General features: G+C 64.8%; 22 protein-coding genes. 7 read left to right on the plus strand and 15 right to left on the minus strand.

Features of this window, described 5'->3' with window-relative positions; genetic code table 11:
* Window positions 1–159: 159 nt before the first annotated feature.
* The 3 genes from SH602x_RS13020 to SH602x_RS13030 form a co-directional block, all read right to left on the minus strand.
* A complete protein-coding gene (locus SH602x_RS13020) occupies window positions 160–468 on the minus strand; it encodes a BMC domain-containing protein (RefSeq protein WP_479468038.1) in 309 nt (102 codons plus the stop codon).
* 105 nt (window positions 469–573) lie between these two features.
* On the minus strand, window positions 574–1332 hold the full coding sequence (locus SH602x_RS13025; RefSeq protein ID WP_479472723.1) for a phosphate propanoyltransferase: 759 nt from the start codon (window positions 1330–1332) through the stop codon (window positions 574–576).
* Between the two features lie 28 nt (window positions 1333–1360).
* Window positions 1361–2161, minus strand: coding sequence for a DeoR/GlpR family DNA-binding transcription regulator (locus SH602x_RS13030; protein WP_479472724.1), 801 nt, complete (start codon window positions 2159–2161; stop codon window positions 1361–1363).
* Window positions 2162–2690: 529 nt separating this feature from the next.
* On the opposite strand from SH602x_RS13030, the gene SH602x_RS13035 reads away from it, so the two are divergent.
* Entirely contained in the window at window positions 2691–3137 is a 447-nt protein-coding gene (locus SH602x_RS13035) for a hypothetical protein (RefSeq protein WP_479472725.1), read from the plus strand.
* Window positions 3138–3152: 15 nt separating this feature from the next.
* Here SH602x_RS13035 and SH602x_RS13040 read toward each other — a convergent pair whose 3' ends face one another.
* The 3 genes from SH602x_RS13040 to SH602x_RS13050 are packed head-to-tail and all read right to left on the minus strand — an operon-like array spanning window position 3153 to window position 6004.
* Window positions 3153–4091 carry a metal ABC transporter substrate-binding protein gene (locus SH602x_RS13040; RefSeq protein WP_479472726.1) on the minus strand — a complete coding sequence of 313 codons (939 nt, stop codon included), beginning with the start codon at window positions 4089–4091 and terminating at the stop codon, window positions 3153–3155.
* A 30-nt stretch (window positions 4092–4121) separates the two neighbouring features.
* Entirely contained in the window at window positions 4122–5309 is a 1188-nt protein-coding gene (locus SH602x_RS13045; RefSeq protein WP_479472727.1) for an ABC transporter permease, read from the minus strand.
* Window positions 5306–6004 carry an ABC transporter ATP-binding protein gene (locus tag SH602x_RS13050; RefSeq protein WP_479472728.1) on the minus strand — a complete coding sequence of 233 codons (699 nt, stop codon included), beginning with the start codon at window positions 6002–6004 and terminating at the stop codon, window positions 5306–5308. Before SH602x_RS13050 ends, SH602x_RS13045 begins: the two co-directional genes overlap by 4 nt.
* Before the next feature lie 542 nt (window positions 6005–6546).
* On the opposite strand from SH602x_RS13050, the gene SH602x_RS13055 reads away from it, so the two are divergent.
* Together SH602x_RS13055 and SH602x_RS13060 are read left to right on the plus strand one after the other, a co-directional pair.
* A complete protein-coding gene (locus SH602x_RS13055) occupies window positions 6547–7140 on the plus strand; it encodes an NfeD family protein (protein WP_479468032.1) in 594 nt (197 codons plus the stop codon).
* A gap of 71 nt (window positions 7141–7211) precedes the next feature.
* On the plus strand, window positions 7212–8849 hold the full coding sequence (locus SH602x_RS13060; protein ID WP_479468031.1) for a flotillin family protein: 1638 nt from the start codon (window positions 7212–7214) through the stop codon (window positions 8847–8849).
* Window positions 8850–8962: 113 nt separating this feature from the next.
* On the opposite strand, the gene SH602x_RS13065 is transcribed toward SH602x_RS13060, so the two are convergent.
* The 5 genes from SH602x_RS13065 to SH602x_RS13085 form a co-directional block, all read right to left on the minus strand.
* Complete coding sequence (locus SH602x_RS13065; RefSeq protein WP_479468030.1) at window positions 8963–10057, minus strand: succinylglutamate desuccinylase/aspartoacylase family protein; 1095 nt, start codon at window positions 10055–10057, stop codon at window positions 8963–8965.
* Window positions 10058–10175: 118 nt separating this feature from the next.
* On the minus strand, window positions 10176–11417 hold the full coding sequence (locus tag SH602x_RS13070) for a RimK family alpha-L-glutamate ligase (RefSeq protein ID WP_479472729.1): 1242 nt from the start codon (window positions 11415–11417) through the stop codon (window positions 10176–10178).
* A 120-nt stretch (window positions 11418–11537) separates the two neighbouring features.
* Entirely contained in the window at window positions 11538–12059 is a 522-nt protein-coding gene (locus tag SH602x_RS13075) for an ATP-dependent zinc protease family protein (protein ID WP_479472730.1), read from the minus strand.
* 70 nt (window positions 12060–12129) lie between these two features.
* Window positions 12130–13875, minus strand: a complete 1746-nt coding sequence (locus SH602x_RS13080; protein WP_479472731.1) for an SMP-30/gluconolactonase/LRE family protein — start codon at window positions 13873–13875, stop codon at window positions 12130–12132.
* Between the two features lie 89 nt (window positions 13876–13964).
* Window positions 13965–14654 (minus strand): 7-carboxy-7-deazaguanine synthase QueE, encoded by a 690-nt coding sequence (locus SH602x_RS13085; protein ID WP_479472732.1) that lies wholly within the window; start codon window positions 14652–14654, stop codon window positions 13965–13967.
* A gap of 107 nt (window positions 14655–14761) precedes the next feature.
* On the opposite strand from SH602x_RS13085, the gene queF reads away from it, so the two are divergent.
* The gene (queF, locus tag SH602x_RS13090; RefSeq protein WP_479472733.1) at window positions 14762–15190 is read left to right on the plus strand and encodes a preQ(1) synthase; all 429 of its coding nucleotides are present in this window, start codon (window positions 14762–14764) and stop codon (window positions 15188–15190) included.
* Window positions 15191–15257: 67 nt separating this feature from the next.
* The gene (locus tag SH602x_RS13095) at window positions 15258–16019 is read left to right on the plus strand and encodes a glucosamine-6-phosphate deaminase (protein WP_479472734.1); all 762 of its coding nucleotides are present in this window, start codon (window positions 15258–15260) and stop codon (window positions 16017–16019) included.
* 59 nt (window positions 16020–16078) lie between these two features.
* Here SH602x_RS13095 and SH602x_RS13100 read toward each other — a convergent pair whose 3' ends face one another.
* Window positions 16079–16327: a hypothetical protein gene (locus SH602x_RS13100; protein WP_479468023.1), complete on the minus strand. Its 249-nt coding sequence runs from the start codon at window positions 16325–16327 to the stop codon at window positions 16079–16081.
* Window positions 16328–16654: 327 nt separating this feature from the next.
* Here SH602x_RS13100 and SH602x_RS13105 point away from each other — a divergent pair, with 327 nt between their 5' ends.
* Window positions 16655–17683 (plus strand): sugar phosphate isomerase/epimerase family protein, encoded by a 1029-nt coding sequence (locus SH602x_RS13105; RefSeq protein WP_479472735.1) that lies wholly within the window; start codon window positions 16655–16657, stop codon window positions 17681–17683.
* A gap of 181 nt (window positions 17684–17864) precedes the next feature.
* A complete protein-coding gene (locus SH602x_RS13110; protein ID WP_479472736.1) occupies window positions 17865–19946 on the plus strand; it encodes a carboxy terminal-processing peptidase in 2082 nt (693 codons plus the stop codon).
* A gap of 138 nt (window positions 19947–20084) precedes the next feature.
* Here the strand turns inward: SH602x_RS13110 and SH602x_RS13115 are convergent, their stop codons facing one another.
* From SH602x_RS13115 to SH602x_RS13125, 3 genes are all read right to left on the minus strand, one after another.
* Window positions 20085–20753 carry a hypothetical protein gene (locus SH602x_RS13115; protein WP_479472737.1) on the minus strand — a complete coding sequence of 223 codons (669 nt, stop codon included), beginning with the start codon at window positions 20751–20753 and terminating at the stop codon, window positions 20085–20087.
* Between the two features lie 174 nt (window positions 20754–20927).
* Window positions 20928–21416, minus strand: coding sequence for a DUF2752 domain-containing protein (locus SH602x_RS13120; RefSeq protein WP_479472738.1), 489 nt, complete (start codon window positions 21414–21416; stop codon window positions 20928–20930).
* Window positions 21417–21504: 88 nt separating this feature from the next.
* Window positions 21505–22290 (minus strand): TIGR00282 family metallophosphoesterase, encoded by a 786-nt coding sequence (locus SH602x_RS13125; RefSeq protein WP_479472739.1) that lies wholly within the window; start codon window positions 22288–22290, stop codon window positions 21505–21507.
* Between the last annotated feature and the right edge of the window lie 99 nt (window positions 22291–22389).

Raw genomic sequence — 22389 nt, forward strand, 5'->3', positions numbered from 1 at the left:
GGGGCTCGGCGTTCGCAGCGGAACTCGACGACGACTTCGCCGCGCGCTTCTTCGGCGCGATCGGACGAACTTCGGCGACGAGGTCTTTCTTGCGAGCCATGACGGTTCTCTTCGGTCAGCGACGCATCGCGCGAACGACGCGCGATCGCAGGTCGGCGATCACTCGGCAGCGGAAGCGACCTTCTTGCCGGCGCTCGGCAGGATCAGGCCGATGTCTTCGTGCGGACGGGGGATGACCTGCACGCTGACGACTTCGCCCAGACGACTCGCGGCGGCGGCGCCGGCGTCGGTGGCGGCTTTGACGGCGGCGACGTCGCCGGTGACGAAGACCGTCACCAGGCCGCTGCCGACCTTGTCCCAGCCGGCGAACTCGACGTTCGCCGCTTTCATCATCGCGTCCGTCGCTTCGACGAGGGCGATGAAGCCCTTCGTCTCGATCATGCCCAGGGCTTCGTTAGGTCTCGCCATGAAAAAACTCTCCGGGGGAAGTGGAATCGGGGCGTTCGCCGGTCCGGCGGACCGGGATCGTGTATCGATCAGTTCGCGACGCGCTCACGCGCAGCGAGCGGGAACTCAGTGCTTGCACTTGCAGTCGGACTTCAGCAGTTCGACCTTCTCGGCGAAGTCGAGCATGCAGGCGTTGCCTTCGTCGGTATCGAGATGGACTTCGATCTTGGCCTTCTCGTCGGCACGCACGAGCAGGTCTTCGAACGTGACCGAGTTCTGCGGCGACTGCACGCGGAGCTTCATCACGTCGCCGTTCTTGACGCCGTAATACTCCGCGTCGCGGAAGTTCATATGAACGTGACGCGCGGCGCGGATGACGCCCTGCTTCAGTTCGACGACGCCTTCCGGACCGACCAGGACGCAGCCGGGCGTCCCTTCGATATTGCCCGAGTGCCGCACCGGCGCCTCGATGCCGAGCGAGATCGCGTCGGTGTAGGCAAGTTCGACCTGGCTGAAGTTGCGGGTCGGGCCCAGCACGCGAACGTTCGGCAGCATCCGGCGCCGCGGGCCGACGACCATCACGGTCTCCGCCGCAGCGTAGAAGCCGTCCTGGTACAGCGGCTTCTCGGGATGCAGAACCTGCCCCTTGCCGAAAAGAATCTCGACATGTTCGTCCGTCAGATGGACGTGACGAGCTGAGATGCTGACCGTCAGCTTCGGAACGTAGCCGCCGGACGAATTCGAACCGTTCGACGCCTGCGCCGGGCTCGAGCGCGCGACGAGCAACTCGCGCACGATCCGCTCGATCGACTGTCTATCGACGCCGGGCGACGTGCTTTCGACGTCGTTCGCGGATCCGCTCGAGGGCGGAGGAGAAGTGATCATGGGGGAGAGGTTCCTGCGCTTGGTGCGCTCAGTGCGATCCGTTCGCCGTTCGTCCGTCAGCCGTGGTAGGCGAAACGTCGTCGGCAGGCTCCGTAGCGGTCGTCGGGGCGATCGCGAGGATGGCCTCGACGCCCGCCGCTTTCAAAGTCTCTTTCCAGTCGTCGCTCAGCCCGTCATCGACGACCAGCCGAGGGATTTCGCCGAGATCGCACAGGTGCGCCAGGCTGCGGCGTCCGAACTTGGTCGAATCAGCGACCACGATCGTTTCAGCCGCGGCCCGCATCATGGCCCGCTCGGTCTCGACGAGCAGTAAGTTGCTGTTGAACCAGCCTCGTTCGTTGGCGCTCGCGACGCTCAGGAAGGCCTTCTGGACCTCCAGCGTCGTGAGCATCTGATTGGCGTAGGGACCGAGGGTGACCCCGGTCCTCGCGTGAACCGTTCCGCCGATCAGAACCAGATCGACTTCGCTGGACGAAGCGAACAGGTTCGCGACGGGTAGTGAGTTGGTGACGATCTGAAGAGGCCTGCCGACGAGTTCCCGGGCCAGTTCGTAGGTCGTGCTGCCGCCGTCGAGCAGGAGGGTCTCTCCGTCCTCGACGAGCTTCGCCGCACGCGTCGCGATCCGACGTTTCCGTTCCCATTCCGTCGACTGCCGCACGTCGAAGTGCGACAGCTTCGGGGAGGGGCCCGTGTAAAAGACGCCGCCGTGCGTTCGCCGCGCGGCGCCGATCTCCTCCAGAGCGTCCAGATCCCGACGGATGGTCGAATCGGAAACGTCGAAGTCGCTGGCCAGGTCGGGCAGGGACGCGAAGCCGCGAAGCCGAATCATTTCGAGCAGCCGCGAGCGTCGTTCTTCCGCCGAAACTGCCACCGGATCGGTTTTCCTGGCCCTACTTCCTCCGCAGACGACCTCAATTATCGCACGAATGCGCAGCTCTGCAAGATTTCTTGCATGAACATGCGCAGAATCTTTCACATATGAGCGGCTAGGCTTCAGTTCTCGCCGCTGGCCCGTATAGTCAGGTCCTTACCGGCGGGAGGACCCCCGTTCATCGCCTGGTGGTCTGGCGAGATTGCGCAGACTTTGCCGGACGCTGCCGAAAGATACCTTGCATAGGACGTCCCGGCGGGACATCGGGCAGAGATTGCCGGAAATGTCGACGAGCCAGCGACAGCCGACGCCTTTCCGAAGCAGATTTCGTGAAATGCGGGCGCACGAGCCGTGACAAGAGTCGGCAGATCGTCGACATTAACCCCGCTCACGAGGGTAGCCTCTCGCGTCGGCGACGGATTCGTCCCTAGCCAGTTCTCCGACCGCCGCTTCGCTATCGGACCGGGACCGCCGGCTCGAATCGCTCATGCCCAGCACGGAAGATTACGAAGAACTGATCGCAAGGATGACGGAGTTTCCGTCAAGTCGCGAAGAGCAGGTTCCGGAGTCGGCGACGCGGCGCTGGAAGGCCGCGGCGGTCGCATGGCTGACGCAGTTCCGCTTCGCGCCGCAAAGCGACGGCGCCCAGCTACTGATTTGGTCCGCGGGCGTCACGCTGGCGAGCGCCGCCATCGGAACCTTCAGCGGCTGGCTGATGGGAGCGCTGATGGGAGGCTTCAACCCCGGCTACTACGTCGCAATCTTCGGAGCTGAGCGAACTCCTGGCTTCGACCCGTACGAGGTCGCGGTCGGCCTCGGGATTACGCAGGGCGCCGGCGCGGGACTGGGCGTCGGACTCGCTCTGGTGGCGATGCATTACGCCTATCGATACTTCGCGCGGCGTCCGACGATGCGGCAGCTCGATGCCGGCTGACCACGGTCGACGACATCAGGAGCCGTCGTTCAACGAGTCAGCCATGGTCGCCAGCGCTTCGTAGTTGGCTCGCATCGTCGAGAGAAAGTCGCCCTCTGCGGGCCGATTGCCGGCAGGACGCACGACGACCCAGCGAACCTCGCGCTCCTCGAGCGCGTTGCGGATCGGCTCGATCGGCTCGTCCTCCCACAGCATCCAATGCGCGGCGGACTTTTCGCGGATCGCGTCGAGCTTGCCCCATTCACGTTCGCCCGGCATCTGGTGCGGCTCCCAGTGGAGGCTTCGCAGGTCCCACTCCGCGGCGTGGGCCAGATAGTCGTACACCGGATGCGAAGCGATCAGCGGCAGGCCGGTGGTCGTCTGCTTCAACGTCTCCAGGCGAGCTTCCAGATCGCTCAGGTCCGTTTGCAGCTCGGCGTAACGGCGGTCGACGGCCTCTTTCTGTTCGGGGAGTAGCTTGGCAACCGCGTCCCGCACTGCCTCCGCCTGCAAGAGTGCGAGCTTCGGATCGAGCCACGTATGGAGCGCGTAGGCGGCGTGCGAGTGCTCTCCCTCGTCGCCATGCGAGTGGACGATCGCGTCTTCCGATTCGACCAGCGACCCGGGCGGAAACCCGGCGGTCGTGTCGACGACTTGCTTCGGCGGCAGCGAGGCTCTGCTCGTCCAGTCGGCGTAGTGCGAGCCGCTCAGCAGAACGAAATCGGCGCTCTGGTACTCGCGCAGGATCTCGTCCGACGGCTTCCAGTGGGCCGGATCGACGTCGGCAGGCGCAGGGAAGACGACCTCTGCGCCGTCGCCCGTCAGGCGATCGGCGAAGTAGGCGAGCGGGTAACTGTCGACGTAGATCGTCGGTTTGCCGGTCGGAGCGTCCGACGCCGGCTTGCACCCGAGAACCAGGAAGGCTGCGGCGCCTAGAGCGACGGTCAGCAAGGATCGGATCGCGAACGCATGCATCAGAAACGATCTCGAACGAAACGGAGGGACTCAGGCTGGATTCAAGCCTAACGCCATCCGTTCGATCAGGGGAGCAGCCAGCCAGTCCGCGGCGAACACGAGCAGAGTCGCCAGAATCAGCGCCAGAACCGTCATCCCCAAGGCCTCGCAGGCGATCTGCATCGCGATCGTTCCGCGCGACGCGCCGATCTCGGTCAGCGTCTCGAACTCCCGCCGGCGCATCCGCAGCGACAGCGCGAACGCGAAACCCATGCAGGCGAGCGCAATCGCCGACAGCGTCGCCGTCATCGCCGTGAGCAGTCCCTGCACGCGGAAGACCGTCGAGACGAGCCGGTCGATCACCTCCCTCGTCCTGATGGCTTGCACGTCCTCGCGACCCTGGTAACGCCCCAGCAGGAGCGTCTCCGCCCGGTCGTCGCGAGGAAAAACCAGCAGGCAGGTGAGCGGTCGATCCCCTTCGTCGCCGTGGAAGTGGAAGGAGTCGACGTTCTCGTCGGTGATCTCGACATAGGACGTGACGTCCGCGCCGACGGCGACGGCGTTTCCTTCGCGCGAAAGGATATCGTCGGGATGGACCTGAGTCGCGTCCTGGTGGCCATGCCCGATGCCGGCGACGATCCAGGCCGTCGACAGATCGACGAAAACGGCCTCGTCGTCGGGTCCGCCGGTCGGCCGCAGCACGCCGACGACGCGCATCGCGAGCGGGTAATCGCCGGCGATATCGAAGCGGTTCTCCGCATCGGAAAGGATCCGTCCGCCGACCGACAGGTTTAGTCGCGCGGCGACTGCCGCCCCGATCACGCAGTCGCCCCAGCGCAGGAAGTCGTCCCCTTCGGCGAACGCCAGGTTCCGCTGCTCGAAGTAGTCGAGCGAAGTCCCGATCAGCGGAGCCCCCCGCGCGGTCGCGACGCCGTAGACCGGTATGACTAGCGCATCGAGGCCCTCGCTCGCGGCGTCTGCCTCGCGAAAGGCGATTATTCGCGAAGGAGCGGCCTGAAAGTAAAGCGCATGCAGGGTGACGTCGAACTCGCTCGCGGAGGGGCCGACGACGACGGGCGTTCGCTCCGCGCGCTCGGTCAGTCGCTCGGCGATCGATCGGGTCTGCAACGCCGTCGTCGCCGGAATCGCGACCGCCAGCGCCAGACATGCCGCCAGGAGCGTCGTTCGCACGCGGTCGTGCGCGAGCTGCCGCACGGCGAGAAGCAGCGGACCTGTCACGACGCCTCCGCTGGCGAAGGGACGTCGATCCGCGCACAGTCCTCGATCTCGACCGTCCGGTCGAACGCGTCGAGCACGTCCCGGTCATGCGTCACGACGAGCAGCGCTCCGCCGTGCGAGCGGACCTCCCGAACGGCCAACGCTATCGCCGTACGCTTCCAGGTCGGATCGAGACTGGCGGTCGGTTCGTCCAGCAGAACCAGCGGCCTGGGCAGCGCGAGCGCCCGGCAGAGCGCCACTCGCTGCCGCTCGCCATGCGAGAGCTTCGCCGGTTTTCGCTTCGCGTAGCGAACGACGCCTAGCTCCTGTAGCAGCCGGCGCCCGTTCTCTCGGAGCGTCGCCCGATCTTCGGAAGGAGCGCCGACGAGCGTCGGCAGCAGCACGTTCTCCTCCACGTCCAGCGCTTCGAGCAGCGTGAACGGCTGCAGCGAGATGCCCAGGCGCTCTCGCCGGAATCGTCTTCGCTCGGCGTCCGACAGCGACGAGACCCGCTCTCCTAAAACCGTCAGTTCGCCCACGGCGTCCAGCAGCCCCGCGATCGCCCGCAGCATCGTCGACTTGCCCGATCCGCTGGGGCCGACGAGGGCGACGCATTCGCCCGCGGCGACGACGAAGCTATCGATCCGCAGGCGAAAATCGCTGCCGGGGTACCCGACGCGAGCGGCAGCGAAGCGAACGGGGTCGAGCGACTGCACGGCAGAACAGATGAAGGAACGGCGACACAGGGTTCATAGGGCTGGTGCCCTCGCCTGCCAGAATCCTCATTTTCGCTTGGATGGCAGACAAAGGGGCGCCAGCCCAACAAAAAGCGATCCCGTGATTCTCTTTCAAGACGTCCGCGTGCGACAGCCGCGAACCGGTTCCGAAGAGAAGTTCGGGCGGCGGGCCGTCGAATTCCTTACAATCGATAAGGTTCGATCGCACATTCCCCGGAACCGCGGAAAACGAGCGATCCTGACGGCATGCGACCGCGAAAGCTAAGCGGCGCGGTACATCGCTAGGGACGGATCGCTGCGCCTGTTTCGCCGTTCCGACCAGTCGATCGCCGTCAAGAAGTTTCCCGCTGCGACGAATTGCTAGTGCGTGTCGCACGGACAGATAGCGTGCGAAACGCTCCGAATCAGAGCGTGTTCGGCGATCGAACGGTTACGGTTGCGCGATACGCGATCTAGGGACGATTCGGCGCTGCGACGCGTTCGCCGGGCGCCGCCGAACCTGCGACGAAAGGGACCTTCGCATGCTGACGCTGTTCACGTTCTTTCTCCTTTGCGCGATCGCCGGCGGCGCCGTGCTGCTCGTGCAATTGCTGGGGACCGTGCTCGGTCTGGGCGGCGATGAGTTCGACGGCGGAGACTTCGACGTCGATGCGGGCGACGACTCCCAGTCGGGCATCCTGTTCGGGCTGATCTCGTTTCGCACGATGATCGCTGCCCTGACGTTTTTCGGTCTGTTCGGACTGCTGGGAAACACGCTCGAACTGCCGCCCATCGTGCAGGTCGGCATGGGTTCGGCGGGCGGAACCGTGGCGCTGCTGATCGTCTGGTGGTTGATGCGGACCCTCCGCCAGTTGGGCCAGGATTCCACGATTCGTCTGGAACGAGCGATCGGCAGCGAAGCGACGGTCTACACGACGATCCCCGCCGCCGGTCGCGGCGCCGGCAAGGTGATGCTGAACTTCCACGGTCGCGTCGAAGAATACGCCGCCATGACGGAATACCCCGAAGCGCTCTCCTCCGGGACGCGCGTTCGCGTAGTGAACGTTCACGCGGGGAGCACGCTCGCGGTCGAGCCGGTCGTCGTCGGCGAGACCGTTCGGGTCGCTACCGCATGACCCGTCGTCGCCGATCGCTCTTCTTCAACGTCTAAGCGCCAATGTCTTTCGTCACGGGATACGGTCTGGCCATGTCTTCGCTTCCGCTCGCTCAACTCGACCAGCTTCAGCAGCTTTCCGGCCCGGCGCTCGTCGTCGGCGCCATCGTGATCGCCTGCGTGGTCGTGATGCTCATCGTCTTCGGCATCGTCTCGAAGTGGTACAAACGGTGCCCTTCGAACCGGGTGCTGGTGATCTTCGGCAAGACCGGCACGGACGGAGCCGCCAAGACGATTCACGGCGGCGCCGCGTTCGTCTGGCCGCTGATCCAGGACTACGCCTATCTCAGTCTGGAACCGATCCAGATCGATATTCCGCTGCGAGGCGCGCTCTCCAGCGAGAACATCCGCGTCAACGTGCCGAGCTGCTTCACGGTCGCCATCGACACCAAGCCGCAGGTCATGCAAAACGCGGCGGTGCGCCTCCTGGGCCTGTCGACGCCGGAGATCCGCAAGCAGGCGGAAGAGTTGATCTTCGGCCAGTTGCGACAGGTCATCGCCTCGATGGGGATCGAGGAGATCAACCGCGACCGCGAGATGTTCCTGGAGCATATCCAGCGCTCGCTGGAACCGGAACTGAACAAGATCGGTCTGCAACTGATCAACGTCAACATCACCGACATCACCGACGAGTCGGGCTACATCGACGCCATCGGTCAGAAGGCGGCGTCCGCCGCGATTCAGAACGCCCGCGGCGACGTGGCCGAGAACGAGCGGATGGGCGAGACCCGTGTCGCCGGCGCCGACCGCGACAAGTCGATCGAAGTGGCGAACGCCCGTCGTGAGATGGCGATCGGTACTCGCACCGCCGAACGCGACCAGACGGTCCGCATCGCTCAGCTTCAGAAGGAACAGACGATCGGCGAAGAGCAGGCCGCGTTCGAACGCCAGGCCGAAGTGAAGGCTGCCGAACGTCAGATGCGTATCCAGGTTTCGGAAGCCGACGCCGCCGCGATCCAAGGCGAAAACCTCGCTCAGGCGACGATCGCCGCGTCGCAGGCGGAACTCGCCGTGAAGCGGGCCGAGGCCTACCAGACGGGCGAAAGCCGCAAGCGTCAGGCCGAAGCCGCCGTTCTGGAGGTTCAGAACCGCGCGATGGCGAAGGCTGCGCTCGCCGAGGCCGAACGCGTCGAAGCCGAACAGCGGGCCAAGCTCGAAGCGACCGCGAAGGCTCAGAAGGCCAAGGCCATCGTCGACGCCGAAGCCTCCGCCGAGCAGGTTCGCATCGCCGCCAAGGCCGAGGCCGACTCGATCTTCCTGCGACTCGAAGCCGAGGCGAACGGTCAGTACGAGATCCTCGCCAAGAAGGGCGCCGGTCTCAAGGCCATCGTCGACGCCTGCGGCGGCAGCAAGGAAGCTTTCCAGATGCTGCTGCTCGAACACCTCGACAATCTCGCCGACAGCTCCGCCAAGGCGATCTCGAACATCAAGTTCGATAAGGTCGTCGTCTGGGAGAACGGCAACGGGAACGGCAAGAGCTCGACCGCGGACTTCCTGTCGGGGATGGCCCGTTCGCTCCCCCCGATGCTTCAAGTGATGAAGGACATCGGCGGCGTCGAGCTGCCCGAGAGCCTGGTGAAGTTCACCGGCTCGGAAACGACGAGCGACGACGCGATGCACGCCAACGGCCGCAAGCCCGCGACCGTCGGCGCCGACGACGGAACGAAGTAGCGACGCGCGATCTCGTATGCGGCGAGCGGGGGGCGTGAGCCCCCCGCGTTCGTTTTCGCTCGTTCGAACCTCGCGGACATGGAGGGCTTACGTCCTGCGCTCGCCTGAAGCGATCAATCCGCGTAGCGATCGCCGCGGTTCTCGGGCGTGAACACGAGGATGTTCATCCCGAGCTGCTCGAACACGCGCTCGTGACGATGGCCTTCGGGAAGCTCGGCTCGAATCCGTGGAATGTCGGGCGAGTCGGTCGCGAGATGCCCCAGATGGACCACGGCGTCGCCCGGTCCGATCGCCGGCAGCGTCGTCATACCGAGCACGATCCCGGCGAAGGGCGCCGTGAGCAGGCTATGTTCCGTGCCCGTGATGCTGGTGTTCGTCGCCAGCGGCTGATCCTTCGCGACGACATCGCCGGGTCGAACGTGGAAGCGCAGGAAGCCGCCCCGCTCGGCACGGATCCATTTCGTCTTCTCGACCAGAACGCGGAACGGCGGAATCTGGGCTTTCCCGTCGATCATGCCCAGTTCGATCATCACGTTCGTGACGCCATGCACGGCGTACTCGACGACCGCCGGCTCGACCTTCCAGACTTCGCCCGCCTCGAACACGATCGTGGGACAGTTGACCGCGCAGGCCTCGCGGCGGAACGAGCCGTCCGGTCCTTTGCCTGACAAAATCGTTTCGCAGCCGAACGCCATCGCCAGCCGGCGGACCTCCGGGATCGAAACGTCCGCCCTGAGATTGGGAAAGTTCGTCCGCTTCACCGCCGCCGTATGCAGGTCGATGCCGCAGTCGCACCGGCTGACGATCTCGTCGAAGACCAGCCGCGCCATCCGTGCCGCGACGCTCCCCTTTCGCGACCCGGGGAAGCAGCGATTCAGATCCCGGCGGTCGGGCAGATAGCGGGAATGCCGATCGAACCCGAGGATGTTGATTACCGGCGCCAGGATGAGCGTTCCCCGCTTCGGCAGCAGGCTCTCCTCCTGAATCATTCTCCGGACTGCGCCGGTGCCGTTGATCTCGTCGCCGTGGATGGCCGCCGTGACGAACAGCGAGGGGCCCGGCTCGAGTCCCCGGCGGACGATGAGCGGGATCGGGATCGTCAGGCTGGAATAGCTCTGCGTCACGGCGAGCGAGACTTCCCGCGTCTCGCCCGGCTGAACTTCGACGTCTCCCCAGATGTGGGCAGGCTTGCGTTCCCGGACCTTCACGATCGGCTGGTTTCTCGCGGCAGAAGTCGAAGCGTTCGGAGGGCTTCGATTCTACGCGAGGAGGCTCGTCCGCGCAGAGACCGATCTGTACCGTCGGCCGCGGCGAGGCGGCGATCGATTAGGTTTTGACTTCGACCGGCGGCGGGGGAGAAGCGGGGACGACGGCCGGCGCCGCGCCCTGGGCATCGCGCAGCGTCTTCACTCGGGGACGCCTGGCGCGGCGGACCGGCCCGGGGACCAGTTCCCGCATGGCGTCAAGCTTTCCGAAGCAGAGCAGCCGGTCGCCCGCTTCCATCACTCGATTCGATTTCGGATTCGGAACGACCGACGTCCCGTGGTAGAGCGTCAGGATGTTGACGTCCTTGTCCCGCAGACCTGATTCGCCGATGGTCAGCCCGGCGTATTCCGATCCTTCGCGAACGAACAACTCGGCGACGCCGTAGCCCCGACTGACGGTCAGACGCTGCCGGACGTCGAGTTCCGGGAAGTTGACGAACGCGGCGGCGTAATCGACGACGGCGCCGGCGACGTCCAGGCCGGTCGCCCCTTCGATCCCTTCCAGCCCGGGAGAGGAATTGACCTCCATCACCAGCGGGCCGTCCGCTCCCTCGAGCATATCGACGCCGGCGACGCGCAGACCCATGATCTGGGCCGCCCGCACGGCGGTTTCGCGGTAGGTATCGTCCAGAAAGACCTGCTCGGTCGTGCCGCCGCGGTGGACGTTGCTGCGGAACTCGGTCCCCTGCGCGGTGCGACGCATCGACGCCACGACCCGGTCGCCCACGACGAATGCCCGGATATCGCGCCCCCGGCTTTCGGCGACGAAGCGCTGCACTAGCACGTTTTGTCGGGCGCTGTGCAGGGTCTCGATGATCGCTTCGGCGACCTTCACGGAATCCGCGAGGATGACGCCGACCCCCTGCGTCCCTTCGAGCAATTTGATCACGACCGGCGCCCCGCCGATCCGTTCGATCGCGGGGAGCACGTCGGCCCGGTCGCGGACGAAGGTCGTTTCCGGAATGCCGATCTGATGCTTGCTCAGGATCTGCAGCGCGCGGAGCTTGTCGCGGGAGTTAACGATCCCGATGGACGAATTCGCGCAGAAGACGTCCATCTGCTCGAACTGGCGCACGACGGCGGTGCCGAAGTAAGTGATCGACGCGCCGATCCGCGGCACGATCGCTTCGTAATTCGTTAGCCGCTTTCCCCGGTAATACAGTTCGGGGTCGCCCGACGAAACGTCGATGGCGAACTTCAGCGTATCGAGCACCTTCACTTCGCAGCCGCGCTGCGTCGCCGCGGCCTTGAGCCGGCGGGTGCTGTAGCAGTTGGGCGAGCAGGAAAGAATCGCCAGTTTCACGTTCACGCTCGCCGGGCCAGGAATCGGGTAGGGAAGTGTAGCCAGCCGAGCGATTCCGGAGAAGAAGCGCCGGACCGCTGTCGAAGATCGTTCGCCGACGCAGCAGCGCTGCCGCAGCGACTACGGGCGCTTCCTTCTTCGGACGATTCGCTTCCCGGATTTACTCGGAGGTCTGCCGCCTCGGAAGGACCGTCCCGGGTCGATGCAGAACCGCCGGCGAAAGGCTTCCCGTCCTAGCAGCATCCGAAATCCCATGTGGCTGCGGTCGGCCAGCGTCAGTTCCACAGGAAAAGCTTGCCCATTGATCGAGAGCGTCGTCACGATCACGGGGCGTCGGCTGAGCAGGCCGTTGGAACTGCGAATCTCGCGATATTCCTGGACCGCAGCTTCGCAGACCACGCTGGCGAGGTCGTTCCGCTGATTGGGGAAGATGCGAAACCGCACGATCTGTACGCCGTCCCGCTCGTCCAGTTCGAGATCGACGGCATGAATCGACGACGATCGGGCGCCGGTGTCGACCTTGGCCTTGATCCACGCGACGCCGAGATCCGGCAGCGCGATCCACTCCCGCCAACCGATAAGCGGGCGCGAGTGGACGCTGCGATCGGGCGGCGGGGAGTCAGGTTGGCCTTCCTGCTTCATGGATCGCGGATTCGAGGCGCCGGACGGAATAGGCTAGGGAAGGTCGTCCGTTCGGCAACTGCGGTCTGTCCTACAACCCCGGCTTCGGCGGTGCGAAGGGCGCCTCGGCGGGGTGAAAGCCCTTGGCCTTGATCTTGCGCGCGTAGACCCCTTCGCCGCAAGTCGCATACAGAATGTCGAAGTCGGGGCCGCCGATGCAGACGTTGGAAAGCCATCCGTCGCCCGGCTTGTCGATGATCAGGTTCACCCGCCCCGGCTGGTCGAGAACCTGCACCCCCATCCGGGTCGTGACGTAGATCCGCCCGTCGCGGTCGACGGACATGCCGTCCGCGCCGCTCTGCGAGGTGGCGTCGGGCGTATGAAGCCAGCCGTAGGTCTGCTTGTGGGCCAGCTTCCCGTCGGGCTGGATCTGGAAGGAATAGGTGAACCGCCCGGTCGTGTCGGCGACGGTGAGCAGAGTTCGGTCCGACGACGCGACGATGCCGTTGGGCCGATCGATGCCTTCGTCGACGACTTCCGTCTGGCCGTCGAACGTGAAGCGATGGACCTTCTTGTTCCCCGGATCGGTGAAGTAACCCGACTCGCCCACCAGGACCAGGTCATTGCTCTCGACCCCTTCGACGACGACCTCCATCTGACCGTCCGTCGTGTAACGCACGATCTGCTTGTCCTTATTGCGGCAGGCGTAGAGCTTGCCGTCTTCGCCGAACATCAGACCGTTCGCCCCGCCCGTGTTCTCGGCGAAGAGTTCGACCGTGCCGTCCTTCGTGACGCGGTGAATCTTGTCGTTCGGGATGTCGGTGAAGTAGAGCTCGCCTGTCTTCGTGACGGCGGGACCTTCGGTAAACTTGTGGCCGTCGGAGAGCAGCTTCCACTCCTCGCCCGGGATCAGCAGGTCGACGCGGCGGTTTGGAGCGACGCCCTTCTCGATCGGCTTGCCGTGGTCGCGCCAGAGCCACTTCATCGCCTGGGGCATGATCTCCGCGGAGTGCTTACTGTCGTGGCCGCCCCCCTCGCCCCAGGCGTGATCGACGTCGTAACCGGCGTACTTCAGCGCCGAGAGCATGTCCTGGTTCGCCATGTACCAGTCGCCGGCGTAAATATCGAGATCCTTCGTCCCGTCCTGCAGGAAGACGCGAAGCGGCTTGTTCTCGCACTTGCGGATCAGCGTCGGATAAGCGTCGCCGCCGCGGAGGCCGACGTACGTTCCGATCGTGCTCAGCACTCGGCGGAACTGGTCGGGCCGTTCCCATGCCGCCGTGAAGGCGCAGATGGCGCCCGAGCTGGCCCCCGCGATCATCCGGTCGTCCGGGGTATCGCTCAGTTTGTAGGTCTTGCCGACCTCCGGCAGGATCTCTTCGATCAGGAACCGCGCGTAGCGATCGCCGACGCCGTCGTATTCGAAGCTGCGATTGAACCGCGGCTGGGCGTTTTCGTGCGGGGCGGGAACGACGCCCGGGTCGATGAAGATGCCGATCGTCACCGGCATCTCCTTTTTGTGAATCAGGTTGTCCATCACCGTCGGCAGGTTCCAGCCCTTCGCCCGTCCCAGGCCGTCCTGCACGATCGCGACGCAAGCGGGTTCGCTGCCGTCGTACTGCTTCGGCACGTAGATCCAGTAGTTGCGAACGGTGCCCGGGAAGATCTCGCTTTTCCACTCGAAAGGGCCCTTAATCTCGCCCTGCGGCACGCCTTCCTGCGGCAGCGAATCGGGCGACAGATTCGGCTGCTGGGCGAGGACGTAATTCACGCCGAGCAGCGTAGACAGCATCGCGATCGAAAGGGCGAACTGGCGCAGAGAAGCGAGGAGAAGCATGAAAAGCGTTCCGACGCGGACGGGAGAAGGAGGGTGGACGCATTGGACCGAAGCGATCACCCCGTCGCAAGCGGCGACCTGGATCGCGTTCAAACCCCGCGTCCTGCTCCGAACCACTCGATGTGCTTCCGCGGACAGAAGACGAACCCTCGCTCGGCGCAGAACGGCTCCAGCCACTCGGCGACGCCCGACAGCGTCGCGAGGTCGGTTCCCTGCGGCATAAAGAGAGTCCGCTCAGGCGCGGCGCCGCCGAGACGCGAAAGGTAGTTCGTCACCTCCTCCGCGTCGCTCGGCTGACCGACGACGAATTTGAGCTGATACGGATAGTCCTGCATCAGCTGCCGGACGACCGCCAGATTCTCGCGGCGTTCGCGGTGCCTTGCCGCCCAAGTACCTGCGCGAGCTTCGACGGGGTCGGAGTTCGATAGTTTGGGGCTGATGGACATCAGGTCGCAGAGAACGGGCTGCGTCCGTGTCCCCGCCGTCTCGATCGTGACGTGCCGGTCGTGCTCCTTCAGCAGTCGGCAGAGCTCAGCAATCTCCGGAAAGATCATCGGTTCGCCGCCGGTGAGGACGACGTGCCGCGGCTCCAGGGCGAGCACCTCCCGCGCGACCTGCTCGACCGGGCGATGGTCGCCTTCCGGCTGCCAGGAGGCGTACGGCGTGTCGCAGAAGACGCACCGCAGGTTGCAGCCCGAAACGCGCACGAAGACGCTCGGCGTTCCGACGAGCAGGCCCTCCCCTTGCAGGGAGGCATAGAGCTCGCTAATCCTGAGCATGAAGCTGATCGGCGCAGGCGCTTCTCGGCGCGACGTCGTTACGAACCATCACCATCGCGGTCGCTCATTATCCGCCGGGCGTCCGCGTCCGACGAGGGGCGCCTGCCTTGGCCGATTCCTTCCGCGACAAGCTCGAAACGTTCGAGAATCAGTTCCCCCAGCGCGACTACCTGATCGAGATCGTCGCGCCGGAGTTCACGTCGGTCTGTCCCAAGACCGGGCACCCCGACTTCGGCACGATCACCCTCACTTACACGCCGCAGGACCGGTGCGTGGAGCTGAAGAGCTTCAAGCTCTACCTCCAGGCCTTCCGGAACGAGGGGATCTTCTACGAGAACGCGACCAACCGCATCTTCGACGATCTGGTCGCGGTCCTCGAGCCGCGGTTCCTGCAGCTCAAGGCGACCTTCACCGCCCGGGGCGGGATCACGACGTCGGTCGCGGTCGAGCACTTCGCCGATCTTCCGGGCGAGTTCGACGAGGAGGACGACGACGACGATTCGGTCGCCGGAGGCGATTATCCCTTCGCGAAGTGATCCGTCGGCGTGCTCGGCGCCGTGACGACCGACCTGCTTCGAACCCGCTGCCGAAAGCGAACAGAGCGTGCGAATCCGAATACTGAAGGACTCGGAAGAACTGGGCGTCGCCGCTGCCGCGGAAGGGGCGAAGGCCATTCGCGAGGCGTTGAAGGAGCGGGGCACGGCGCGGATCATTCTGGCGACCGGCGCTTCGCAGTTCGACATGCTCGGCGCGCTGGTGTCGGAGCGAGGCATCTCCTGGCCGGACGTCGAGTGCTTCCATCTCGACGAGTACGTCGGGATTCCGGCGACGCATCCCGCCTCGTTCCGCAGGTACCTGCTGGAGCGGTTCGTGAACCGGCTTCCCGAAGGGGTGAAGTCGTTCCGCTTCCTCGATACGGAGCGTCCGCTGGACGAACTTCGCCAGGAGGTCGGCGCGGCGGTCGCGGCGGCGCCGATCGACGTCGCCTTCATCGGCATCGGCGAGAACGCGCACCTCGCCTTCAACGATCCGCCGGCGGACTTCGAAACGGAAGAGCCCTACCTCGTCGTCGAACTGGACGAGGCCTGTCGCCGCCAGCAGCAGGGCGAAGGCTGGTTCCCTAAGCTGGAAGACGTCCCGAAGCAGGCGGTTTCGATGTCCGCCCGCCAGATTCTGAAGGCCAGCAAGATCGTCTGCAGCGTCCCTGAGGAGCGCAAGGCTCGCGCGGTCCGCGAAAGCCTGGAGGAAGAGGTCGATCCACGAGTTCCCGCGTCGATCCTGCGCACGCACGGCGACGTGACGCTCTTTCTGGATCGAGAGAGCGCCTCGCAGCTTGCGCGCGAAACGATCGACGCCGCCAAGTAGGGTTCCTGGCGGCGTCTGTCGGGTTTACGAACTCGGCGCAGGCGAATGCGGCGTGCGCGTCACTCGCCGATGGCGGGATTGGCGGAGGACGATTCCTGCCGCATGGTCGCCATCTTCTCGCTGGCCGCGTGCTTGGCCTGGCGCATCAGTTCCTGGCTTCGGCCCGACAGGTCCTGCGTCAGATCGCGCAGGCCGTTTTCGACGCCGTTCATCATCCGCAGGCGCCGGGCGCGGCCATGCTGCGGGTCCAGGAAGTACATCGCGGCGAGGCCCAGGCCCAAACCCTTCAAAAACGAAATCGTCTGCATCTCGTCGCTCCTTTCGCGGGATCACAACGTCCCGGCTGGTTCTTGCCGGCAGTTCGAAGGCGGCGGCATTCGCTCTGGCCGTCGGAGCGTTCTCCGACAGCCGTTCGCCATTCTGACAGCAATCGGCGTACCGAAGCCATCCTTCCGCGGGATTCCTGCGAAACTGTAGGGCCTGGCGGCGGACTTGCACGGCCTGTTCGGCCAGAAGGTCCCGCGCTAGGCAATCGCAGGGGAGCGTGTTAGGCTTCCCGCCGACCCGACCGATCGCGCAGACGGCGAGATCCGTCCCCGCCGCGGTCACGCTTTTCGCACGTTCGAGACGCTGCCATGACTGACGCCCCTGCCGTAATTCTCTCTGGCTTTGCCGACGAGACCTGCTCCGACAAGGATCTGGAGAAGCAGTTCACCGCGTTCGCCGCGCTCGGCCTGGAGTACTACTCCATCCGGTTCGTGAACCTGGGCGACGGCGTCAAAAACGTCATGAAGCTGACCACCGACGAGATCGCCCAGATCCGTCGCATGGAGGCGGAATACGACCTGAACGTCGCCTCGATCGGTTCGCCGATCGGGAAGGTCAAGCTGCTCGACGTCGAGGACGGCACGTCCAACCGTTTCGTGCCGTTCGACAAATACCTGACCGACGAGGTCGAGCACGCCTGCAAGCTGGCCCACCTGTTCGAGACCAAGCTGATTCGCGGCTTCTCTTTCTATCATCCTCGCGGGACCGACCCGGAGGATCACCTCGAACAGACGATCGACCAGCTCGGACGCATCGCCGAGAAGTGCCACCGCGACGACCTGACGTTCGGCCTGGAAGTCGAGGCTAACCTCGTCGGACAGAACGGCCATCTGCTGCGGCGGATCTGGGAAGGGGTCTCCCATCCGGCGATGATGCTGATTTTCGACTCGGCCAACCTCGTCTGTCAGGGCTACTCTTCGGAGGAGGTCTACGACCAGTACGAGGCCATGCGACCCGGTCTCGGGTGGATGCACATCAAGGACTACCGCCGACCCCGGGCCGCCACGCGTGGCGGACACGTCGACGAAGAGTCGCTCAGGAACTTCGTTCCCGCGGATCTCGGCGACGGCGCTCACGAGCGGATCTTGCGCGACTTCAAGACGCGGATTCCCGAACTGTCCCGCGAGCTGAACGACCGGGGCATCCCCGGAGTTTTCCTCGATCTGGAACCGCACGTTCGCGGCGGCGGACAGTTCGGCGGCTTCAGCGGACCCGACGGATTCGGCGTCGCGCTGCGGGGTCTTTGCCGGGTACTGGATTACGTCCAGATCGACTATCGCCTTCGCGATTTCGAGGACCTGCTCGCCTCTCGCGATCGGGTGGCGGACGGCGACTGAACGTCCCGTCGTCTCCTCCGTATCACAGGCCGGGACCATTCGTCTTGTCCGCCCTATAGCGAAGGGCTAAGATCGTTCAATGCCGAAGTTTGCGCAGATCGGTCGATCGTGCGCGGACGGAATCGCGACGCTCTGCCGCGACTCGTACTGACGGTTTTCTCTGAAGCGAAAAGGATGCAGCATGCGGCTCGTGCGCGCTCGCATGGATCGGTTGGGAGCCGCGGCCGGACTCGGCCTGGCCGTCCTCCTCTTCTTCGGAGCCTGCGCTCCGGCCTCTGCGGAGACGCTCTCGGGACCTCGTCCCAGCGACCGCCGGGTGGTGATGTCGGTCGTCGCGCTCCTGCAGAAGGAGCACCTGACCCGCCATCCGCTCGACGATGAAATCTCCGAACGGGGGCTGACGAACTATCTGAAGATGCTCGACCCGATGAAGCTCTACTTCACGCAGGCCGACGTCGCGGAGTTCCTGGAGAAGTACAAGACGCAGATCGACGACGATCTGAAGAAGAGCGACATCTCTGTCGCGTACGCCGTCTTTGAACGGTTCCTGACCCGGATCGACGAACGCCTGGCGTCGATCGAGTCTCTGCTGGAAAAGAACGAGTTCGACTTCACCGCCAACGAGGAGATGCTGATCGACCGCGATCTGCTCCGGTACCCGGTCGACGCCGCCGAGGCGGAAGATCGCTGGCGCAAGCGGCTGAAGTACGACCTGCTGTCGCTCAAGTCGGAAAAGACCGAAGGCAAGGAGGCGATCGAGCGCCTGCAGCGCCGGTATCGCACGTTCGCCAAGCGGATGCACCAGACCGACGGCGACGAACTGCTGGAGATGTTCCTGACCGCGATCATCTCCACGCTCGATCCGCACACGACGTACATGTCCCCGTCGACGCTGGAAAATTTCCGCATCACGATGGGACTGAGCCTGGAAGGGATCGGCGCCTCGCTGCAGTCGGTCGACGGCGTCACGAAGATCATGAACGTCATCCCCGGGGGCGCCGCCGACAAGCACGGCAAGCTCCAGGAAGAGGATCAGATCGTCAGCGTCGGGGAAGGCGAAGGGGGCGAGATGATCGACGTCCGCGACGAAAAGCTGGATGACGTCGTCGGTCGGATTCGCGGGAAGGCCGGAACCATCGTCCGGCTCGGCGTGCTTCGCCCGGGCGAGACGGAGACGATGATCTTCGACATCACCCGCGCGAAAGTCGAACTGGAAGACAGCGCCGCCCGGGCCGAGATCGTCGAGGTCGGCGAAGGCGAGGCGAAGCAGCAGATCGGATTCATCAATCTGCCCAGCTTTTACATGGACATGAAGGCAGCGCAGTCGGGCAACGCGAACTTCCGAAGCACGACCCGCGACGTCCGCAAGATCCTGCTCGACTTCAAGGAAAAGGGCGTCGACGCCGTCGTGCTGGACCTCCGTCGCAACGGCGGCGGAAGCCTGACCGAGGCGATCAACCTCACCGGCCTGTTCATCGAGGAAGGACCCGTCGTCCAGGTGAAGGATCCCAGCGGGCGCATCCAGCACTATGACGACGAAGACCCGGCGATCGTGTGGGACGGCCCGCTGGTCGTGATGACCAGCAAGCTGAGCGCGAGCGCCAGCGAGATCTTCGCCGGCGCCATCCAGGACTATCGCCGCGGCCTGATCGTGGGCGATTTGGCGACGCACGGCAAAGGCACCGTCCAGAGCCTGCTCGACCTGGGATCGGAACTGTTCCAGATCGCCAACCCGCCGAATCTCGGCGCGCTCAAGATCACGATGCAGCAGTTCTATCGTCCCAAGGGCGACAGCACGCAGAAGAAGGGCGTCCTGGCGGACATCACGATCCCGTCGCTCACCACGCACATGGACGTCGGCGAGGCCGACCTCGACTTCGCGGTCGAATTCGACCGGGTGCCGCCGGCGAAGCTCGAAGAATTCGGGCTCGTGAACGCCGAGACGATCTCTAAGCTGCGTCAGGCGTCGGAAGAGCGTCGCGGGGCGAACGAGAAGTTCCAAGAGCTCGCCAAGAACATCGAAACGTTCCGCGAACAGAAGGAACGCAAGTCCGTCTCGCTGAACGAGAAGGTCTTCTTCGAACGCCAGAACGAACTCGACGCCGAAAAGGCCGAAGAGGAAGAAATCCTCGGCACCGAAGAGGATCAGGACAAGAAGGAGATCGTCAAGAAGGACTTCTACTTCGACGAAGTTATCGCGATCACGCAGGATTACCTTGAGGCGCTCGATTCGTCGGAAGGGAAGCTCGGCCTGCGGCAGTAAGCTCCCGCCCGGAACTCTCCAAGCGAGGCAGGCGACTGGCCGGCCTCGGTCCGGAAACAGCGAGCGTCAACGAAGAAGGGCCGGCTGCATTGAGCAGCCGGCCCTTCTTCGTTATTCGCGTGATCGAGTCGCCGCAACTCAGTCCCAGAGGACGGTAGCGTCGTCGCCGAAGTCTTCCTCGATGTTGTACGGGTAGAACATTCGGGAGATCTTGCCGGCGGTGAACGTGAGGAACTTCAGCTCGAACCGGGCCGGCGTCGTTTCGCTGACGTGCTGGCCGCTGTTCTTGGGATACGAGAAGTCCATCATTTCCTGATGGAACACCTCGTCCTTCGACTCGACGTCCCAGACGAAAACGTCGATGTTGGCAGTTCCCTTGAACAGGGTCGGATCCTCGTTCAGGGCGTAGCTTGAGATTTCTACGACCAGCACCTTGTCGGCGCCGACGGCCTGGCCGATGTCGACGTACTCCTGCGTGCCGTCGCCCCGTTCGATCCAGGATTCGATCTCGGACCGACGGACGAACTCGATGCCGTCGACCTCTTTCTTGAGGAATAGGGTCAGCCGGTCAGCCAGCAGATCGCATTCGGGAGCGGCGCCCGACATGGCGTCCAGCGAACGCACGACGAGCGCGACCTTCTGGTCCTCGAGCCCGTCGTACTTGGCCGGCAGCTTATGGCCGCCGTTGACCATGTACATGAATTGCGCGAGCGCGCCGACGCAGCCGGTCTGTCCGACTGGAAGCGACGCCGCGAGGCACGCCAGGGCGATTCGCAGGATCGCCCCTCGCCAGGATCGTACGCGCATGGATTCCGTTCCGTTTCCGAGGTTCCGGTCGCAGCCGAGACTGAAGTCGGATTCGACCGGAGCTCTATTGCCCGGCCGACGCTGAATCGACGAGGCGATCGCCTGCGATCCGAACGACGACGCGAGGTTCGAACTTTCCTTGAAGACCGCGATCCTTCGCGGTCCATGGGACGACTAACGCAGCAGGACGCGGAAGGTCCAGTCGATCAGCGTCGTCCCCAGGACGGTCGCGCCGACGAACAGAACCGCCCACTCGTTGGGCCGGCGCCAGATCCACCTTCCGGTCAATCCGCTCCCCAGGAAATAGGGGGCGAGGAAGATGGAATAGATGCCGAACAACGCGCCTCCCGAGTTCATGGCGAACGCCTGGAAAACCCGCCCTTTGGTCAGGCAGGCCCAGGACGTCGTCATCCCGCAGGAGGGGCAACGCATGCCGATCGTCTGCACGAGCGTGCAGGGCGGAAGGCCGAGTTGCCGATGGGTTCCGAATCCTCTCTCTGCCGGATCGAGCGTGAACGCCGTGAACAGCAGCGTTGCGAGGATCGCCCCGCCGGTCACGAGAAAACCTCGCAACCACCAGGGAATCGCGCGCGGGTCGCCGTACGCGGAGGGCGCTCCTTCCGGATCGGGCGGAACCGTAGCGAACGGGGGCGGAGCCGACAAGATCGATTCGATGGATGCGTAGGAGCGGATAGATCGGGCGGGCCGATCAGCCATGCCGATCGACCGGGCAGCCGAAGCTGGCGCCGCGTCACTTCTCGAGGCGGACCATGATCCGTTCGAGCGAGAGCGCCTTCCCCGTTTCAGGCGACGCCTCCACGATCGTACCGCACAGCCGAACGTCGTCGCAAGCGACCGGAAAGGGCCGCGGCGTCTGCGTGATCGCGAACTGCACCACCGGTTCGACCCGCCGGCCCAGCACGCTTTCGAACGGCCCCGTCATGCCGACGTCGCATTGAAATCCCGTTCCGCCGGGAAGGATCTGCTCGTCGGCCGTCGCGACGTGCGTATGCGTCCCGAGGACAGCCGTCGCCCTTCCGTCCAGGTACCGGGCGAGCGCCTGTTTCTCGCCCGTCGCTTCCGCGTGGTAGTCGAAGAAGATCAGCTTCGCCCGGGGACTCAACTCGGCGAGAATCGCGTCGGCCGCGCGAAGGGGACAATCGACCGGCTTCATGTAGAGCCTGCCGAGAAGCGATCCGACGCCGATCGGGATTCCCCCTGCGCTTTCGAGCAGCGTCCATCCGCGCCCGGGCGAATCGGGGGAGAGGTTCGCGGGCTTGAGGATCCGGTCGCTCCGCTGGAGGAACGGGATCACGTCCGCCCGGCGGAAGACGTGGTCCCCCAGCGTAATGCAGTCGACGCCCGCCTTGAGCATCTCCCTGGCGATCGCCGTCGAAATGCCCGAGCCGCCGTCGGCGTTCTCGCCGTTGGCGATGACGAAGTCGATGCGGCGCTCTTCCCGGATCTTCGGCACCAGGACGCGTATCGCTTCGCAGCCCGGCTTGCCGACGACGTCGCCGATCATCAGTACCCGCATGCGAACTCCGTGCTCACGTATCGCTCTTCGTGTGGCACGGCTGGCTCGTCCAGCCGTGCTTGCTGCACGCACCGTTCGCCACGGCTGGGCAAGCCAGCC

It is taken from the genome of Lignipirellula cremea, from assembly GCF_056501455.1.

Excerpts from the sequence above, each read along its gene's own strand:
- SH602x_RS13105 (WP_479472735.1), top strand. The coding sequence starts at position 16,655 with ATGACTGACGCCCCTGCCGTAATTCTCTCTGGCTTTGCCGACGAGACC.
- SH602x_RS13060 (WP_479468031.1), top strand. The coding sequence starts at position 7,212 with ATGTCTTCGCTTCCGCTCGCTCAACTCGACCAGCTTCAGCAGCTTTCC.
- SH602x_RS13030 (WP_479472724.1), bottom strand. The coding sequence starts at position 2,161 with ATGATTCGGCTTCGCGGCTTCGCGTCCCTGCCCGACCTGGCCAGCGAC.
- SH602x_RS13115 (WP_479472737.1), bottom strand. The coding sequence starts at position 20,753 with ATGCGCGTACGATCCTGGCGAGGGGCGATCCTGCGAATCGCCCTGGCG.
- SH602x_RS13080 (WP_479472731.1), bottom strand. The coding sequence starts at position 13,875 with ATGCTTCTCCTCGCTTCTCTGCGCCAGTTCGCCCTTTCGATCGCGATG.
- SH602x_RS13025 (WP_479472723.1), bottom strand. The coding sequence starts at position 1,332 with ATGATCACTTCTCCTCCGCCCTCGAGCGGATCCGCGAACGACGTCGAA.
- SH602x_RS13085 (WP_479472732.1), bottom strand. The coding sequence starts at position 14,654 with ATGCTCAGGATTAGCGAGCTCTATGCCTCCCTGCAAGGGGAGGGCCTG.
- SH602x_RS13075 (WP_479472730.1), bottom strand. The coding sequence starts at position 12,059 with ATGAAGCAGGAAGGCCAACCTGACTCCCCGCCGCCCGATCGCAGCGTC.
- SH602x_RS13125 (WP_479472739.1), bottom strand. The coding sequence starts at position 22,290 with ATGCGGGTACTGATGATCGGCGACGTCGTCGGCAAGCCGGGCTGCGAA.
- SH602x_RS13110 (WP_479472736.1), top strand. The coding sequence starts at position 17,865 with ATGCGGCTCGTGCGCGCTCGCATGGATCGGTTGGGAGCCGCGGCCGGA.
- SH602x_RS13020 (WP_479468038.1), bottom strand. The coding sequence starts at position 468 with ATGGCGAGACCTAACGAAGCCCTGGGCATGATCGAGACGAAGGGCTTC.
- SH602x_RS13055 (WP_479468032.1), top strand. The coding sequence starts at position 6,547 with ATGCTGACGCTGTTCACGTTCTTTCTCCTTTGCGCGATCGCCGGCGGC.
- SH602x_RS13100 (WP_479468023.1), bottom strand. The coding sequence starts at position 16,327 with ATGCAGACGATTTCGTTTTTGAAGGGTTTGGGCCTGGGCCTCGCCGCG.
- SH602x_RS13035 (WP_479472725.1), top strand. The coding sequence starts at position 2,691 with ATGCCCAGCACGGAAGATTACGAAGAACTGATCGCAAGGATGACGGAG.
- SH602x_RS13040 (WP_479472726.1), bottom strand. The coding sequence starts at position 4,091 with ATGCATGCGTTCGCGATCCGATCCTTGCTGACCGTCGCTCTAGGCGCC.